A 16,381-nucleotide genomic window follows, 5' to 3' on the forward strand; every position below is an offset into this window, starting at 1 on the left:
TTCCGAACCCGGAAGCTAAGGCCACCTGCGCCGATGGTACTGCACTCGACAGGGTGTGGGAGAGTAGGACACCGCCGGAACATCCTTTCCCGAAGGCCCCCAACACTGTTGGGGGCCTTCGGCGTATCCACAGCATTTCAATCGTCGGGGAAAGGTGCCGGCGGCGGTGATCCGCACCGGGCGCGCGGACTACGGCGGACTACGGTGGGCGGTATGACGGCCACCAGGATCGGCAAGCACATCCGCGCTTCCCGCGACACGGTGTATCGGCTCCTGATCGACGGCTCGGCCGTCGCGCAGTGGATGGCGCCGGACGGAATGTCCAGCGAGGTCCACGAGTTCGACGCCAGGGAGGGCGGGGCATTCCGCATCACCCTCACCTACGACGACCCCGACGCGGCCGGCAAGACATTCGGCAACTCCGACAGCTATCGAGGACGCTTCGTGATGCTCGTGCCCGGTGAACGGGTGGTGCAGCTGGTGGAATTCGACACCGAGGATCCGGCGGTGAGCGGTTCGATGACGATCAGCTACACGCTCACCGAGGTGAACGGGGGGACCGATCTGGTAGCGGTGCACGAGGACCTGCCCAGCGGGCTCAGCCCCGACGAGAACGAGATCGGCTGGCGCATGTCGCTGGCGAAATTGGCGGCATTGGCCGAAGCCTGAGCGAACCCCATCGCGGTTGGGGACGGACCAGCGCGGGTGCCGAGTCGGTAGGTGCGCATCTACCGACTCACGACTGCCCGCGTGGTGGTGCCAGCGTGGCGGTGCAGGTGCGTGGCGGGGGCATGCGGCCGTGATTACCGTGGAGTGATGTCGCCGTTGGACAATTGGCATCCGTCCACCGTCTCCGACTGGGATGACCGGCGGCGCAAGGCTCGGCTGCGGGAGACTCGCCTCTGGCGCCGCGGGCCGGTGTTGCGTCGCACCAAGACCGTCCTGGTCCGGTCGGCCGGAGCACTGCTGATACTGCTCACCCTGCTCGTCCGGTACTGGATCTACGACGTCGCGCCGGAGCGCGCTCGGCTCGCGCTCACCGCGCCCGCGCTGCTACCGGTCGCCCCGCCTGCCCATGAGCGGGGCTGGGACACCGCGGTCGTCGACCTGGTGGGTTTGGGCGGGCTCGACGCCACCGAGACCGCGGCCGCCCTGCCCGCGTTGCGGGACCTCGGGGTGGTGTGGGCGATCAGATACGACAACCAGGGCATCGACAGCAAGGTCATCGCGGATCTGATCGTGCGGGCCGCGCAGATGTCGGGGGTACGCGATATCGTGCTCGTCGGGCACAGCATGGGCGGGGTGATCGCGCTCGAGGTCGGTGAGCACATCCATCAGGACAGCGATCGCAGACTGTCCGCGGTGCTGCTGGACTGCACGCCGGTGGATCTGAACGCGGTGCGACCGGAGAGCCGGGGGCGCGGCGAGGACATGCTCCGCTGGATGGGCTGGCTGCCCGGCGCCCGGGAGAGCCGGACATTGCGGATGGTGATCGAAACCTACGCACGCCGTGAGCGATTCGTCGATATCGCCACCGATCCGGTGCCCGGCCTCCGCCTCCGGCAATTGCGTGAGGTGCTGGCGGAGGTGGCGACCGAGAAGGTGTTCTCACACGACACGGCCAGCAACGGCCTGATCGAATCGCAGTTCCGGGCGATTGTCGGCGGCGGCGCGGTGGACAATCTGCGCGCGTTGTCGGGGTCCGAGCATGGCAAGCCGCGCCCCGCGATCGTGTTCCTGCGTCCGCGCGACGCCGGCAGTGACCGCGTGGTCGACGTCGAGTACTCCCACCGCGTGCTGATCGAGCAGGTGGGTGGGCCGGAAGGCAGCCTGCTGGTGGGGATGCCGCGCGGCACCGGGCACGCGAATCCGATGCAGGCTCCGGAGCGGTACAACGCCATCGTCCAGCGCCAGGTGGTGCCGTTCGTGCAGCGCTATCTGGAGCAGGCCGACGATACCGGAATCACCGCCGCCGCACCTTCCTGAGATCTGCTTCCGGGCACCCGCAGCACCGCCGAACTCGTGAGTGTGCACGCGGGTGCACTCGAGGGAACTCGCGCATGGCGCGCTCGACGATCGGGGCACCTGCCGCCGTCCTTGCGCGGCGCGCTCGGCGATGGCATTGGGGGGTGCTTCGGTGGGCACCTGCTGCGTACCCTCGAGCGGCGTGCTGGGCGACGGCAGCGCGACGGCGTGGGTGTGCTTTTGGTGGGCATCTGCTGTGGCACTCTCGAGCGGCGTCCTGGGCGATGGCCGTACGGCGGTCTCGGGGGTGGGGGCCACCCGTTGCGCCCTTGTGCGGCCGGATTTCGATGGCCGCCGAGCTGGGGAGGCGAGCTCCGGGTGGCCGCCGAACCTTTCGGAGGCGAAGTCCCGATACCGCCCATCCTGTCGTGCGGGGCACGGCCGGATGCCGGAAAACGCTGCGTAATCAGTGAATTCGCGTGTGCCGCCAGCTGTCCGGTGCAGCGTGCGGCAATTCGAATCATGGTGTCGGCAATGGTGTCGGAGGGGGACGGACTATTGCTTCAATACTGGGCATGTCAGGAACTCGTACCGAATTCGGCCGCCGCGGTGGCCGTCGCATGACCGCCGTTCTGCTCGCCCTGGCGACCGCAGCGACGCTGGGAACGTCCGGTTGTGCCGAGGACGACGGACCTGCCGGTGCGGCGGGGACGGCACCGCTGTCGACGGAGGTGCCGCCCGGCACCGAGCTCGTGATCGCCGACCAGTCCGAGCGGCTGCAGTCGGCGCTGCGGTTCTCCGGTGAGCTCGACAAGCTGCCGTTCGAGGTGGAGTTCGCCAACTTCGTCGGCGGCCCGGCCATCCTCGAGGCTTTTCGCGCCGGCGCGGCCGACGTCGCTCCCGTGGGGGACACGCCGCCCATCCACGCGCTGGCCGCAGGCCAGGACGTGCCGATCGTGGCGGCCTATCAGACCAGCGTCAGCAGCCTGAAACTGGCTGTGGCGCCCGGTGTCTCGGTGCCGACGCTGAAGGATCTGAAGGGCAGGAAGATCGCTTATGCGGAAGGCACCGCTCAGCAGGCCGCCGTGTTGCGGGCGCTGGACAGAGCGGGGCTGAGCGTGGACGACGTGGAGCTGGTGCGGTTGCAGCTGGCGGAGTTCCTCGACGCGGTGCGCACCGGCCAGGTCGACGTGGCCCCGCTGATCGAGCCGAACGTCACCCGCTTCCTGCGCACCGAGGGCGCCTCGCTGGTGCCCGACGAGCAGACCCGTGGCATCTACAGCGGGCTGGCGTATCTGTACGCGCGCCGTGCGGTCACCGAGGATCCGGCGAAGTCGGCGGCGCTCGCGGCCTTGGTGGGCGCGTACGTGCGCGCCTACCAGTGGGTGAACACCCATCCCGAGCAGTGGAAGCAGCAGTACTACGTCGAGAACCAGAAGGTTTCGGCCGAGGACGCCGACCGGATCGTCGAATCGCTGGGTGACTACGTCTTCCCGCACCTGGACCAGAGCCTGATCGATCGTCAGCAGCAGACCATCGACGTCATCGACGCCGCCGGGCACCTGCCCCGCGAAGTCTCGGCGTCCGAGGGCTTCGACCTGCGTTTCGACACCGTCGTCACCGAAGCGGTCACCGAGTCCGGCGCCGCGTTCGAACCGAAGGAGAAGTAATGGCGACCTTGGCGGCGACCGGCGTGCTGCGTCGGTCCGGAGGCACCGGCGCCGCGGCGGACCGGGTCGACAGTGCCGGGCGGTCACGGCGGCGGCTGGGGCCGGGCAAGCAGATCCCGTTCGGCTTCGCGCTCGGGCCGGGGCTGGTGATCGCGATCTGGGTGATCGGTGCGGCAGTGGGGGCGTTCGATCCCGAGACCCTGCCCGCGCCGTGGACGGTCGCGCAGACCGCGGGTGATCTGATCGCCGACGGTCGCCTGCAGTCGAATCTGTGGACCTCTCTGCAGCGGGCCGTCGTCGGGCTGGCGCTCGGTGTGGGCATCGGTGTCGTGCTGGCGCTCGTCGCCGGTCTGAGCAGGCTCGGCGAAGCCGTGATCGACGGACCGGTCCAGATCAAGCGCGCGATTCCGACGCTGGCGTTGATCCCGCTGTTCATCGTGTGGTTCGGGATCGGCGAAGAGATGAAGCTGATCGTCATCACCCTCAGCGTGCTGGTGCCGGTCTACATCAACACCCACGCCTACCTGCGCAGCGTGGACGCGCGGTATGTGGAACTGGCCGAGACGGTGCGATTGTCCCGCGCGGACTTCGTGCGCAAGATCGCGCTGCCCGGCGCGCTGCCGGGATTCTTCATCGGCCTGCGGCTGGCGGTCACGATCTCCTGGCTGGCGCTGGTGGTGGTGGAGCAGGTGAACGCGACGAGCGGCATCGGCTACCTGATGACCCAGGCGCGGACCTACGGCCAGATCGATGTGATCGTCGTCGGCCTGGTGATCTACGGCCTGCTCGGCCTGTTCGGTGACGTCGCCGTGCGTGCGGTGGAAAGGAAGGCGTTGTCATGGCGACAGACACTCGGGGACTGAATGTGGTCCGAGCCCGGCGGCTGAGTCGCGGGTTCGGTGAACGAACGGTGTTGCGCGACATCGATCTCGAGATCAGTCGGGGCGAGTTCGTGGCGCTGCTCGGCCGCAGCGGATCCGGCAAGAGCACGCTGTTGCGGGCGCTGGCCGAGTTGGACGACAACGTCACCGGTTCCGGTGAGCTGAGCGTTCCCGCCGAGCGGGCGGTGGTCTTCCAGGACTCGCGGCTGCTGCCGTGGACGCGGGTGCTCGACAATGTGATCCTCGGGCTCGACGGTAAGGATGCGGCCGGGCGTGGTGCGGCGGCGCTGGCCGAGGTCGGCCTGGCCGGTCGTGAGAAGGCGTGGCCGCGTGAGCTTTCCGGTGGGGAGCAGCAGCGGGTGGCGTTGGCCCGGTCGCTGGTGCGTGAGCCGGCGCTTTTGCTGGCCGACGAGCCGTTCGGTGCGCTGGACGCGCTGACCCGGATCAAGATGCACGCCCTGTTGCAGGAACTGTGCGCCGAGCACAAGCCGGCGGTGCTGCTGGTCACCCACGATGTCGACGAGGCCGTGCTGCTCGCCGACCGGGTGCTGGTACTCGACGGCGGCGTGATCTCCACCGATCTGCGCATCGACGCCCCCCGCCCGCGCCGTCACCGCGATCCCGAATTCATCCGTGCCCGTGAGGTTCTGCTCAACGCCCTCGGCGTCGACACCGAACCCCGTGCCATCGTGCTCGAGAAGGAAAAGCAAGCATCATGAGCGAACAGCCCCGTCAGCTGAGCCTGAACGCGTTCATCTACCCCTCCGGCCATCACGAGGCCGCGTGGCGGCACCCCACGGGCAGCCCCGAGCGCATCTACGACATCACCTACTACCAGGAGATCGCGCGCACCGCCGAGGCGGCCACGCTGGACGCGGTGTTCTTCGCCGACGGCCCCGCGCTGCGATCGAATGTGAAATACAACGCCGCCGCCGGGCTCGAGCCGATCACGCTGCTGACGGCGATCGCGGCGGCCACCAGCCGGATCGGTCTGATCGGCACCGCCTCGACCACGTACTACGAGCCCTACAATCTGGCGCGGTTGTTCGCCGGCCTCGACCACCTCTCCGGCGGGCGCGCGGGCTGGAACATCGTCACCACGGGAACGGATCTGGCGGCCGCGAACTTCGGTCTGGATCGGCATCCCGTGCACGCCGATCGCTACGCTCGGGCGCGGGAGTTCGTCGAGGCCGTGGTCGCGCTGTGGGACAGCTGGGAAGACGACGCGATCGTGCTCGACAAGGAGCGGGGGTACTACGCCGACCCGGACAAGATCCACCGGATCGACTTCGAGGGGGAATACCTGCGTGTGCGCGGCCCGCTCACCTCCCCGCGCACGCCGCAGGGCCATCCGGTGCTCGTGCAGGCCGGTGCGTCCAACGAGGGCCGCGCGTTCGCCGGGCACTATGCCGAGGCGATCTTCACCGCGCATCAGCGGCTCGCGGATGCGCAGGCCTTCTATGCCGACATCAAGGCCAGGGCCGCCGCGTTCGGCCGCAACCCCGATCACGTGAAGATCCTGCCCGGTATCAGCCCGTTCATCGCCGCCACCGAGGCCGACGCCGTGCGGCTCGAGCGGGAGTTCAACGAGCTCACGGTGCCCGAGTACGGCCTGACGCAGCTGGCCGGTGTCGCCGGTCGCGATCTGGCGCACCTGGCTCTGGACGAGAAGGTGCCGCCGAACCTGTTCGCCGACGCCGGTGAGGTCACCGACAACAATCGCAGCCGCCTGCAGGTGGTCGCCGGCATCGTGCGGCGGGAGAATCCGACGCTGCGACAACTGCTGCACCGGCTGGCGGGCGCGCGCGGGCACCGGGTGGTCGCCGGCACCCCCGAGCAGGTCGCCGACACCATCGAGGAGTGGTTCACCCAGGGCGCCGCGGACGGTTTCAATGTGATGCCGCCGTACTATCCGGGCGGGCTCGAGATCTTCACCGAGACGGTGGTGCCGATCCTTCGGGAGCGCGGGCTGTTCCGCACCGAGTACACCGGGACGACGCTGCGCGATCACTTCGGTCTGCCGCGTCCGCAGAGCCGGTTCGCCGCGCAGCCCGCGTCGGCGCGGTGAGCGGCCCGCCGCGGGACTGCTCGGATACCGCACTCTGCCCGGACCCGCGGCCCGCCGAGAACGCCGGGGCCGGGCGATGAGCATCGACGAGGTCGCCGGGCCGCGGGTGCGGGTCGACCGGGTGAGGTTGAGCAGCCTGACCTGGTCGGTGTTCGCGCCGATGGTGCTCTACGGAGCCGGGGCCGGGGCGGCCGCGCCCATGTTCGCCCTGCGCGCACTGGAACTCGGCGCGTCGGTGGGGATGGCGGGCCTGATCGTCGCGCTCAGCGGGCTGGGCATGGTGCTGACCGACCTGCCCGCGGGCCGCATCGTGGCCAGGGTCGGTGAGCGCGGGGCGATCGGGCTCGGCACCGCGCTCGGGCTCACGGGCGTCGGGGCCGCGATCGCCGCGCCGAATCCGATCGTGCTGGCGGCGGGCATGCTGCTCACCGGTGCCTCCGGCGCGGTGTGGGGGCTCGCCCGGCAGACCTACATCGCGGCGGTGGTGCCGCCGCCGGAGCGGGGACGGGCGCTGTCGGTGCTGGCGGGCTCGCATCGGCTCGGCTATTTCGCCGGTCCGTTCCTCGGCGCCGGGCTCGTGCACGCGATGGGGCCCGACGGCGCGCTGTGGTTGCAGTGCGCGACCACCGCGCTGGCCGGTCTGGCGATGATCGTCGTCCGCGATGTCAGCAGCGGCGGCGGGACGCACACACTGATCTCGGTGGTCGTGGAGAACCGCAGGGTGCTCGGCACGCTCGGCTCCGCGGCACTGCTCACCGGCGCGGCTCGCGCGGCCCGCCAGTCGCTGCTGCCGCTGTGGGCGGCGCACATCGGGCTCGGCCCGGTGACGACCAGCCTGATCTTCGGCATCTCCGGCGCGATCGATGTGCTCATGTCCTATCCGGCGGGGGTTGTCATGGACCGTTTCGGCCGGCGCGCCACCGGGGTGCCGTCGATGCTGTGCTTCGCGCTCGGCTATGCGACGCTGCCGTTCACCCACACCGCGGTGACGGCGGGAATCGCCGGGGTGCTGCTGGGGCTGGCCAACGGCATCGGCAACGGGCTGATCATGACCGTGGGCGCGGATGTGGCTCCGCCGGGGAAACAGGCGGAGTTCCTGGGAGCCTGGCGGTTGACCCACGACATCGGCATGTTCACCGGGCCGCTGGCGATCGGCGCGATCAGTGCGCTGGCCGCGCTCGGCGCGGCGTCGATCGCGCTCGCCGGATCGGCGCTGGCAGGTGCGTGGGCGATGTATCGCTGGTTTCCGGTGGGGCCCGGCGGGGTGGGCGGACATACCAGAAACGACCGGGGCTGATCGGCCGGACCGGCAGCAGCCGATCGCGTCATCGAGGTTGCGGCATACGGGTTCTGCCCCGTTGTGCTCACGCGATAGTTGGCGTGGCATACCCGCAGCTGGAGGGCAAAATGTGTTCTGCCGTACTCGATATCTCCACGGTCCCGGCCGATCCCGACGAATATGTGCGGGAACTGATGCGCTGGCATTTCCGGCCGCAGACCGGTAGCCCGTACTGGCTGCGCCGGGCGAAGACGCTGGATTTCGATCCGATCGCCGACATCCGCACTTTCGACGACCTCCGTCGGTTCCCGAACGTCATCGACGAATTCCGCGACGTGGCCGTCGAGGATCTGATACCGCGCGGACTCGAGGGGGTGGATCGGGTGATCGCCGGAATCTTCGAAAGCGGTGGCACGACCGGTCTGCCGAAGCGCTTCGTGATGTTCGAACGGTGGATGGAATTCGCGCTCGGCTGGGACGAATTCCACTACGCGGAACTCGGGACGCTGAACACCCTCGCGATCGCGCCCAGCGGGCCGCACATGTTCGGCGAATTCGCGACCAGGAGGGCGCGCCGCCACCACGGCGTGAAGTTCACCGTCGACCTCGATCCGCGCTGGATCAAACACCTGATCGCCCGCGGGGACACCGACGAGGCCGATCGCTACGCCGAGCACCTCGTCGATCAGGCCGCGCATATTCTGACCACCCAGTCGGTCGGCATTCTGATCACCACCCCGCCCCTGCTCGAGCGTCTGGCGCGGCGGCCCGAACTCGTCGACGCGGTGCGCGCGCAGGTGCGGTTCATCTGCTGGAGCGGTGCGCACATGGATGCGGATTCGCGTGACATCTTCCGGCAGGAGATCTTCCCCGGCATCCCGCTGAAGGGTCTCTACGGCAGCACGACGATTCTGGGAATGTCGCGGGAACGGCCCGAGGAGCGCCCCGACGGGCTGCCGGTGTTCGACGCGCCGAGTCCCTACATCGCGTTCCGGGTCGTGCATCCCGGCACCTCGACGGACGTCGAATTCGGCGAACGCGGTCAGGTGGTGATGAACCACCTCACGAAGTACGCGTTGCTGCCCAACAATCTGGAGCGCGATATGGCTACCAAGGTGCATGCGTTGCCCGGTGCGCTGGGCTGCGCCGTCGCCGACGTGGGGCCGGTCGCCACCTTCGGCGACCGCGCCGTGATCGAAGGTGTGTACTGATGGATATCCAGATCGACGCTCTCGGGCCGGCCGGTGCGTACCGCACCCGTGAACGTCTCGCGCTGACCTCGACCGCGGGCGAGCGGATAGGCGAGATCTCCCAGGTGCCGCCACTGTATGTGCGGCGCACCCTCGCCGCGATGCGCGCCGCCGCCGTCCTGCCCGTCGAGCAGCGGCTGGCCGCGCTCGACCGGGCCGCGGAATTGTTCCTGCACGGCACGGTCGGTGGTCTCGACCCCGACCGGTACGCCCGACTGGTCTCGACCGCCTCCGGTGTGCCGCTGGCGGTGGTGCGGCAGTCGGTCGACTGGGTCGCCGACGTGCTGCGATCACAGCGGGTCGTCGCCGAGCTGGCGATGCCGCACGGCGCCGTCGCGTCGTGGCGCGACAATCGGACCCTGGCCGGGTCGGCGGTCTGGACCCGCAAGGGCGATCTGTTCGCGGTGCACGCGGCGGGCAACACTCCCGCCGTGCACGGGCTGTGGCCGGAGGCGCTGGCGTTGGGCTACAAGGTGGTGGTGCGGCCGTCGACCCGCGAGCCGTACACCGCCTTCCGTTTGGTGAGCGCACTGCGGGAGGCGGGTTTCCCGCCGGATGTCGTGACGCTGCTGCCGACCGATTACGCGGCGGCCGACGTGATCATCGCCGAATCCGATTACGCCATCGTCTACGGCGGACAGGACGTGGTGGACAAGTACGCCGCGAACCCGCGGGTACTGACCCAGGGACCGGGGCGGTCGAAGATCCTGCTCACCGGGGAGGTCGACTGGCGGTCGAAGATCGACCTGCTCGCCGGTTCGGTCAGCCATCTCGGCGGTACGGCGTGCACCTGCGCCACCGCGATACTCGTCGAGGGCGACCCCGAACCTGTCGCCCTGGCGGTCGCCGAGGCGTTGGCCGCCGTCCCCAGTCTGCCCGCCGACCATCCCGAGGCGATTCTCACCGTGCGACCGGTGGATTCCGCCCGGGAAACGGCGCGGTACCTGGCCCGGGTCGCGGGCGATGCGCGTCCGATCCTCGGCGCGGACACCGTCGTGGACGAATTGCCCTCGGGCGGAGCGGTGCTGCGCCCCGCCGTGCACCTGGTCGCCGACAGCTCTGCCCCGCAACTGGGCGTCGAACTCGGCTTCCCGTGCGTGTGGGTGGGTCCGTGGCGGCCCGAGGACGGGATCGCGCCGTTGCGGAACTCGCTGGTGCTCACCGCGATCACCACCCGCGACGACCTCGTCGGCCAGCTGCTGGACGAGCCGTCGGTGACCAACCTCTACGTCGGTGACCATCCCACCACCTGGCTGCGCCCGGGAGTGCCGCACGACGGTTACCTCGCCGAACATCTCATGCGCACCAAAGGGATGATCCGATCCGCGACGTGATCGTTCGCTCGGGCCTCGGCCGCCAGTCGTGCGCGCCGAGGCCGCCCGAGTCCCGGGCACTGAAAAGGCTTGTCGGATCAGACGATAGGAATCGGGAATGCGAGGCCGCGGGTACCGGCGATGTTCACCGGCCGCTGGTCGAATGGGTCGGCATCGTCCGTCAGAGAGGAAGAAGCCATGACCAGTATCGACACGCGGTCCGAGGGCACGGTCGCCGCGCGCGTCAATGAACTGACCGCCATCTTCGAGCGCGGGCTGCAGGAGAATCTGGGCGTCGGGGCGTCGCTGGGCATCCGATTGGAAAGCGCGAGCGAGGGCCGCACACGGTACTACCTGGATCCGAATCCGGCCACCATCAACGCCATGTTCACCGTGCACGGCGGGGTCATCGCGACCCTGATGGACACGGCGATGGGCAGCGCGGTGTTCACCACACTCGGGGACGGCGTGGCCTATACGACGCTGGAGTTGAAGGTCAACTTCATCCGGTCGGTGACGATGGACGGGTCGCGGCTGACCTGCGAGGCGACCGCCATCCACGTCGGCAGGCGCACCGCGACCGCGGAGGCCAGAATCACCGACGCCGCGGGCAAGCTGATCGCCCACGGCTCCACCACGATCATGGTGCTGCAGCCGCAGAAGTGAGTGATTGCGACAGTGGCCCCGCGGTGCGAATTCCCCTGCCGCGGGGCCACTGTCGTCACCGGGTCAGGTCAGGGCGCGGCATTGCGTGATGAACCGCATGAGCTCGTCGAGCCGGTCGGAACGAGCGTCCACGGCACGATCGAGCACCTTTACCAGGTGTTCGTAGGCTCGGGTGTGGTCGTAGGAGGCCACGTCCGCGATCTGCAACGCCCACCGCCAGTAGCCGCGCATGGTGTCGGCCAACGGCATCCGGAAGTCGGCGATCACATCGCGGATCGGTTCGGTCGTCGCATCGCCCTGCACCCGCAGGTAGCGGCCGACCACGTCGGCCATGAAGCTGAAATGGCGTGCCTCGTCGCGGGCCAGCCGCCCGAGCAGCGCCGCCAGCACCGGATCGCCGACGACATCGCGCAGCTGCTGGTAATACATCTGGGTCGCCTTCTCCTGCACGAGCGCGTAGGCGAAGAACTGCACCGGATGGTCGTAGGGCAGATCGAACGGCTTGCGGCCCTCCACCGCCAGTTCGGTGCGTAGCGCGCCGCGGTCGGCGATGCCGGCGGCGTCCTGGTATCGGGCCAGCGCGTGGGCGTGGGTGTCCTCCTCCAGCGCCCAGCGGACGGTGAAGTGGTACAGCTCGCGATTGTGGACGAAGCTCGCGTGATCGACGCTGTCGTCCACCGGGAAGTACCGGTGGTAGACGCCGAAGTAACCCGGCAGGTGATCTTCGATCAGGGTGACGAACCGCACCGCCGAACGCTGGCCCTCGGTGAGCCGGTCCGCATCGGCGCGCGGCCAGTCGAAGGCGGTCTCCACATCCCAGGAGCGGGCGGCGGGCGAGGCGGCCAGGAAGCCGTCGACCGCCGCCGCCATCTCCTCGACGGGGATCAGTGCGGACGCGATGTCGCTCACCTTCTTCATCGGACGGCTCTCCTCATCGGGCGTTGCGGCAGGTCAGCGCGTAGTGCTTGGTGGTGTAACCCCATCCGGCGTTGGCGATCTCCAGGTAGTGCCGCAGCCGGTCGGCCAGCCCGGGGCTGTGCCCGTCGATGCGGGCGGCCGCGGAGTCCACGTTGGCGATCCAGTCGTCGATGGTGCGGCGGTAGTGCTCGGTGAGGTCGTCCACCGCGATGATCGAGAATCCGGCGTTCTCGGCGGCGGTCACCAGCTCCGACAGCGGGCGCAGCTCGCCCCAGCCGAAGATGTCCTCGCGCACGAACTCGGTGCCCGCCCGGCCGTCGAACGCGGTGCGCGCGGCGGCGTGCCGGAAGCAGCTCTCGGAGACATACAGCGTGCCGCGCCTGCGCAGCACCGCGCGCGCCTTGCCGAAGACCGCGTCGAGATCGGGCATGTGCACGATGGAGCCCAGCAGGGTGACCGCGTCGACGCTGCGCGGGGGCAGGTCCATCCGTTCGAAGTGCCCGACCTCGGTGCGGACCCGTTCGGCGACGCCGCGGGCCCTGGCCTGCGCGGCGATGTACTCGTGCTGGCGCGGGGCCGGGCTGACCCCGGTGGCGAGGCAACCGAACTCCTCGGCCATGAACAGGATCAGCGACCCCCAGCCGCAGCCGACGTCGAGCAGGCGTTCGCCGCCGCGTAGCCCGAGCCGTCGCGCGACGAACCGCAGTTTGCGCCGCTGTGCCTGCTCGAGGGTGTCGGCGGGCGACTCGTAGAGCGCGGAACTGTATTTGCGCAGGGGATCGAGGAATTCGCCGAAGATCTCCGGGTCGAGGTCGTAGTGCTGGTTGGTGTCGGCGGTGACGCTCACGCGGCGGCCTCACGCAGTGCGCGGTCGACCACGGTCACCACGTCCTCGAGGCTGGACAGGCCGAAGACGTCCTGGTCCTCGAGTTCGATGTCGTAGGCGCGTTCGATCTTGGCGACCATGCGCAGCACGCGCACCGAATCGACCCCGGCCATGCCGCGCAGGTCGGTCTCGGGCCGCAGCTCGGTGGCGGGGATGCCGGTCTCGGCGAGGGCGATCTCGGTGACGGTCCGCAGGATGTCGGCGGTGTCGGTCATGACGGAACTCCGTTCGTGGCGGTGGGATTCGTGGCAGGGGAATGCGCGGCAGGGGAATGCGCGGCAGGGGGATGTGGGGCGGTGGGATCGGGCGCGGTGTGATCGCCGGTCGCGAGTGCGTGGGCGAGGGCGGCGATCTCGTCGTCGTCGAGCGTGAGGTGACGGCGCGCGTCCTCCAGGGCGAACGGCTGATAGGTGGCGGTGGAGGTGGCGCAGACCGCGCCGTCGGCCGCGCGGATCTCCGCGCGGGCCCGCAGCGGCTGCCCGGGCGGGCTGGGCTCGAGGGCGGCGACGCAGTGGTAGTCCCGGGCGATCAGCAGCGGCGTGAGGAAGCGGGTGCGCTGGGTGACGGTGAAGGCGGGACGGTGCCGGGTGAGCACGATCAGGTTGCCCATCAGTTCGTCGCAGATCACCCCGGTCAGCCCGCCGTGCACGACGCCGGGGTAGGACTCGAACGACCGGTCCAGCCGGAAGTCCGCGCGCAGTCCGTCCGGGTGCGGGGTGAAGGTCAGCCGCAGCCCGGCGGCATTGTGCGGGGAGCAGCCGAAGCAGTGGTAGTCCGGGATGACCGACCACGGCACCGCGACGGGTTCACCGGTCGTCATGGTCAGGCCAGGGCGTCGGCGAGGGCGCGGCGCACGCGCGCGTTGCTGGACAGGTCGAGACCGGTCATGCCCGCGAAGGTGCGACGGACCTTGTCGTGCAGTGCGTCCAGCTCGCCGTCGGCGGCCACCTGCTCGAGGAACAGGTCGAAGCCGGTGTCGATCGTCGCGTGATCGCCGCCCTCGCTGATGCCCGCCTTGAAGGTGCTCACCGGATGCTTGATCGTGGCTTCGGAGCTGTACACGTAGAGCGTCTCCAGCACCGAGGGCAGTTCGTCGGGCCTGCGCTTCAACCGCTCGGTGGCGTAGTGGATGAACTCGCGCGCGTGCCCGGCCTCGTCGCGACTGGCTTTGAGCAGCAGGTTCTTCAGCACCGGCTCCTGCACCCAGGCGGCGACCGCACGGTAGACGTGGTTCACGGTCAGCTCGGAGATGATGTTGGTGGCCAGCGTGGCCGAGGGCGTGGTGCCCGGCGCATAGGGTGCGCGCATCGCGCTGACGGCGTCCTGGTCGACGCGGTGTCCGACCGCGCTCAGCCAGGCGCGGAAGGCGTAGTGGTGCTGCACTTCCTGGAAGCCCCACACCACGGCGAAGGCGGAGAAGTCGTAGTCGTCGACGAACTCGTCGAGAAAGCCGTGCACGGCCGCGATGACATTGGATTCGCCCATCGCCGCGCTCTCGGCCAGCGTGATGTACTCCGGACGCACCAGTGAGGTGTCCACCGCGTCGAGGTCGAGATCGGCCAGCCGCCAATGCAGGCGCTCGTAATGGCGGAAGACGTCGTAGCTGTGCACGGGTGGCTCCATTCCTGAGTGCGAGAATTGCTGCGGTGCGGGGTGGGCAAGGTGCGAGGTGGGCAAGGTCAGCGCTGCCGTGCGAGGAGTTGCCCGGCGGACAGGCGCTGGAGCTTGCCGCTGCTGGTGCGGGGGATGGTGCGCGGGGCGACGAGGTGCACCTCGACGGCGGCCAGGCCCAGTTCGGCGGCGATATGCCCGCGCACACGTTCGGCGAACGCGTCCGCGGCGGCGCCCTCGAGTTCGGTCTCGGCGATCAGCGCGATGACGTCGGCGCCCTCCGGATTCGCCGCGGCGGTGCATCTGCCCTGGTAGAGGCCGTCGAGTTCGCGCACCGCGTGCTCGACGTCGTGGGCGTAGTAGTTGACCCCGCGGACGGTGATCATCTCCTTGCGACGGCCGGTGACGAACAGTTCCCCATCGCGCAGATAGCCCAGGTCCCCGGTGCGCAACCAGCCGTCGGAGAACTCCGCGGCCGTGCCCGCCGGATCGCCGCCGAGATACCCGGCGGTCACCGACGGACCCTGGATCAGGATCTCCCCGACGCCGCCCCCGGGCCGGTCCCGGCCGTCGAGATCGACCACGCGCACGCGCAACCCGGCCACCGGGCCGCCGACCCCGGCGACGGCGCGCGCACCCGGCTCCTCCGCCGGGATCGGCAGCGCCACAGCGTCATCCGCGAGCCGGGCGCGGTCGACCCATTCGAACCGCGGCCCCCGGCGCAGCGGCGGGAACGTCACCGCCAAGGTCGCCTCGGCCATCCCGTAGACGCCGAACATCGACGACCGATCGAACCCGGCGGGGGCGAACCGCGCGCAGAAGGCGGTGACCACCTCGTGCGAGATCGGCTCGGAGCCGTTGAAGGCGATGCGCCAGCGCCGCAGGTCGTAGTCGCCGACCTGTTCCGGCGGCACCGCGGCCAGCAGGGCCTCGTAGCCGAAGTTCGGCATCGCGGTGATCGTGGACCCACTCGCGGCGAACTCGGCCAGCCAGCGCGCGGGGTCCTTGACGAAGGCGAGCGGCGACCACACATGCGCGGGGATGCCGCGCAGGATCGCCGACAGCGTGCCGAACAGGCCCATGTCGTGGAACAGCGGCAGCCAGAACCCGCCGCGGTCGGTGTGGTCGAGCGCGATGCCGGTGCGGATCGCGGCCAAGCCGGCGAGCACGTTGCGGTGGGTCAGCCGCACGCCTTTCGGGGTGCCGGTGCTGCCGGAGGTGAACTGCACGACGGCCAGGTCGTCGGCGCCGATGGGGGGCAACGGCGTGTCGGATCCGCGGTCGGTGTCGACCGATGCCGCGGTGTCGAGCACAGTGACCTCTCGCCCGGCGACCTGCCCGGCGCCGGTCCCCAGCAGCGCGGCGGCGCCGGCGAATCGGTGCGATACCAGCACGGTGCGCATCCGGGCCGCCGCGGTGATCGCGGCGAGCCGGCGCGGGAACGCCTCCTGTTGGCGTGCCCCCGCCGGCAGCGGCAGGGGAGTCGCCGCGCCGCCCGCCGCGGTGACCGCGAACAGCGCGACGAGGAATTCCGGCGCGTTCGGGCACAGGATTCCCACCGGTTCACCGCGCCGCACCCCGTGCCGGACCAGCGTCGCCGCCATGACCAGAGATTGGCGGTGCAATTCGGCGTAGTTCACCGTTTCCGACACCGACCAGAATGTCGCGGGGACGTCGGGGCAGGTGTTCGCGATGTCGGCCAGCCGGCCCGGCAGAGTTTCGGCGGTCTGCGCAGAATCCATGTCGGCCACGACAACAGCGCATGGTGACATCGCGCTGAATTCGCTGTGAACCGGCGACGGTGATAATCACTGCCGATCACCCAATCGAATTGAGCCGTATCGTATTTCAGCTATTGCGCGATAGAAGCGGGC

Annotated in this window: 16 protein-coding genes; 10 read left to right on the forward strand and 6 right to left on the reverse strand. The window is 69.6% G+C overall.

Annotated features, from left to right (window positions below):
• The first annotated feature begins 213 nt into the window (after positions 1-213).
• The 10 genes from IU449_RS26235 (at position 214) to IU449_RS26280 (ending at position 11,092) form a co-directional block, all read left to right on the forward strand.
• Positions 214-669 (forward strand): SRPBCC family protein, encoded by a 456-nt coding sequence (locus tag IU449_RS26235; RefSeq protein WP_195004842.1) that lies wholly within the window; start codon positions 214-216, stop codon positions 667-669.
• 147 nt (positions 670-816) lie between these two features.
• A complete protein-coding gene (locus tag IU449_RS26240) occupies positions 817-1,986 on the forward strand; it encodes an alpha/beta hydrolase (RefSeq protein ID WP_195004843.1) in 1,170 nt (389 codons plus the stop codon).
• 554 nt (positions 1,987-2,540) lie between these two features.
• Complete coding sequence (locus tag IU449_RS26245; RefSeq protein ID WP_195004844.1) at positions 2,541-3,635, forward strand: ABC transporter substrate-binding protein; 1,095 nt, start codon at positions 2,541-2,543, stop codon at positions 3,633-3,635.
• On the forward strand, positions 3,635-4,498 hold the full coding sequence (locus tag IU449_RS26250; protein ID WP_195004845.1) for an ABC transporter permease: 864 nt from the start codon (positions 3,635-3,637) through the stop codon (positions 4,496-4,498). Before IU449_RS26245 ends, IU449_RS26250 begins: the two co-directional genes overlap by 1 nt.
• Positions 4,474-5,235 carry an ABC transporter ATP-binding protein gene (locus IU449_RS26255; RefSeq protein WP_195004846.1) on the forward strand — a complete coding sequence of 254 codons (762 nt, stop codon included), beginning with the start codon at positions 4,474-4,476 and terminating at the stop codon, positions 5,233-5,235. Before IU449_RS26250 ends, IU449_RS26255 begins: the two co-directional genes overlap by 25 nt.
• The gene (locus IU449_RS26260) at positions 5,232-6,584 is read left to right on the forward strand and encodes an LLM class flavin-dependent oxidoreductase (RefSeq protein ID WP_195004847.1); all 1,353 of its coding nucleotides are present in this window, start codon (positions 5,232-5,234) and stop codon (positions 6,582-6,584) included. Before IU449_RS26255 ends, IU449_RS26260 begins: the two co-directional genes overlap by 4 nt.
• A gap of 76 nt (positions 6,585-6,660) precedes the next feature.
• Positions 6,661-7,881: an MFS transporter gene (locus IU449_RS26265; protein ID WP_195004848.1), complete on the forward strand. Its 1,221-nt coding sequence runs from the start codon at positions 6,661-6,663 to the stop codon at positions 7,879-7,881.
• 110 nt (positions 7,882-7,991) lie between these two features.
• Positions 7,992-9,074, forward strand: coding sequence for a phenazine antibiotic biosynthesis protein (locus IU449_RS26270; protein ID WP_195004849.1), 1,083 nt, complete (start codon positions 7,992-7,994; stop codon positions 9,072-9,074).
• Entirely contained in the window at positions 9,074-10,447 is a 1,374-nt protein-coding gene (locus IU449_RS26275) for an aldehyde dehydrogenase family protein (RefSeq protein WP_195004850.1), read from the forward strand. The genes IU449_RS26270 and IU449_RS26275 overlap by 1 nt, the downstream gene beginning before the upstream one ends.
• Before the next feature lie 177 nt (positions 10,448-10,624).
• Positions 10,625-11,092, forward strand: coding sequence for a PaaI family thioesterase (locus tag IU449_RS26280; protein WP_195004851.1), 468 nt, complete (start codon positions 10,625-10,627; stop codon positions 11,090-11,092).
• Positions 11,093-11,155: 63 nt separating this feature from the next.
• Here IU449_RS26280 and IU449_RS26285 read toward each other — a convergent pair whose 3' ends face one another.
• From IU449_RS26285 to IU449_RS26310, 6 genes are all read right to left on the reverse strand, one after another.
• On the reverse strand, positions 11,156-12,010 hold the full coding sequence (locus IU449_RS26285; protein WP_195004852.1) for an acyl-ACP desaturase: 855 nt from the start codon (positions 12,008-12,010) through the stop codon (positions 11,156-11,158).
• A 13-nt stretch (positions 12,011-12,023) separates the two neighbouring features.
• Complete coding sequence (locus tag IU449_RS26290; RefSeq protein ID WP_195004853.1) at positions 12,024-12,857, reverse strand: SAM-dependent methyltransferase; 834 nt, start codon at positions 12,855-12,857, stop codon at positions 12,024-12,026.
• The gene (locus IU449_RS26295; protein ID WP_195004854.1) at positions 12,854-13,111 is read right to left on the reverse strand and encodes an acyl carrier protein; all 258 of its coding nucleotides are present in this window, start codon (positions 13,109-13,111) and stop codon (positions 12,854-12,856) included. The genes IU449_RS26290 and IU449_RS26295 overlap by 4 nt, the downstream gene beginning before the upstream one ends.
• Positions 13,108-13,716 (reverse strand): PaaI family thioesterase, encoded by a 609-nt coding sequence (locus IU449_RS26300; RefSeq protein WP_228805775.1) that lies wholly within the window; start codon positions 13,714-13,716, stop codon positions 13,108-13,110. Before IU449_RS26300 ends, IU449_RS26295 begins: the two co-directional genes overlap by 4 nt.
• 2 nt (positions 13,717-13,718) lie before the next feature.
• Entirely contained in the window at positions 13,719-14,507 is a 789-nt protein-coding gene (locus IU449_RS26305) for a ferritin-like domain-containing protein (RefSeq protein WP_195004855.1), read from the reverse strand.
• A gap of 68 nt (positions 14,508-14,575) precedes the next feature.
• Positions 14,576-16,249 (reverse strand): AMP-binding protein, encoded by a 1,674-nt coding sequence (locus tag IU449_RS26310; RefSeq protein WP_195004856.1) that lies wholly within the window; start codon positions 16,247-16,249, stop codon positions 14,576-14,578.
• Positions 16,250-16,381: the final 132 nt, after the last annotated feature.

It is taken from the genome of Nocardia higoensis, assembly GCF_015477835.1.
GTDB classification, from domain to species: Bacteria; Actinomycetota; Actinomycetes; order Mycobacteriales; family Mycobacteriaceae; genus Nocardia; species Nocardia higoensis_A.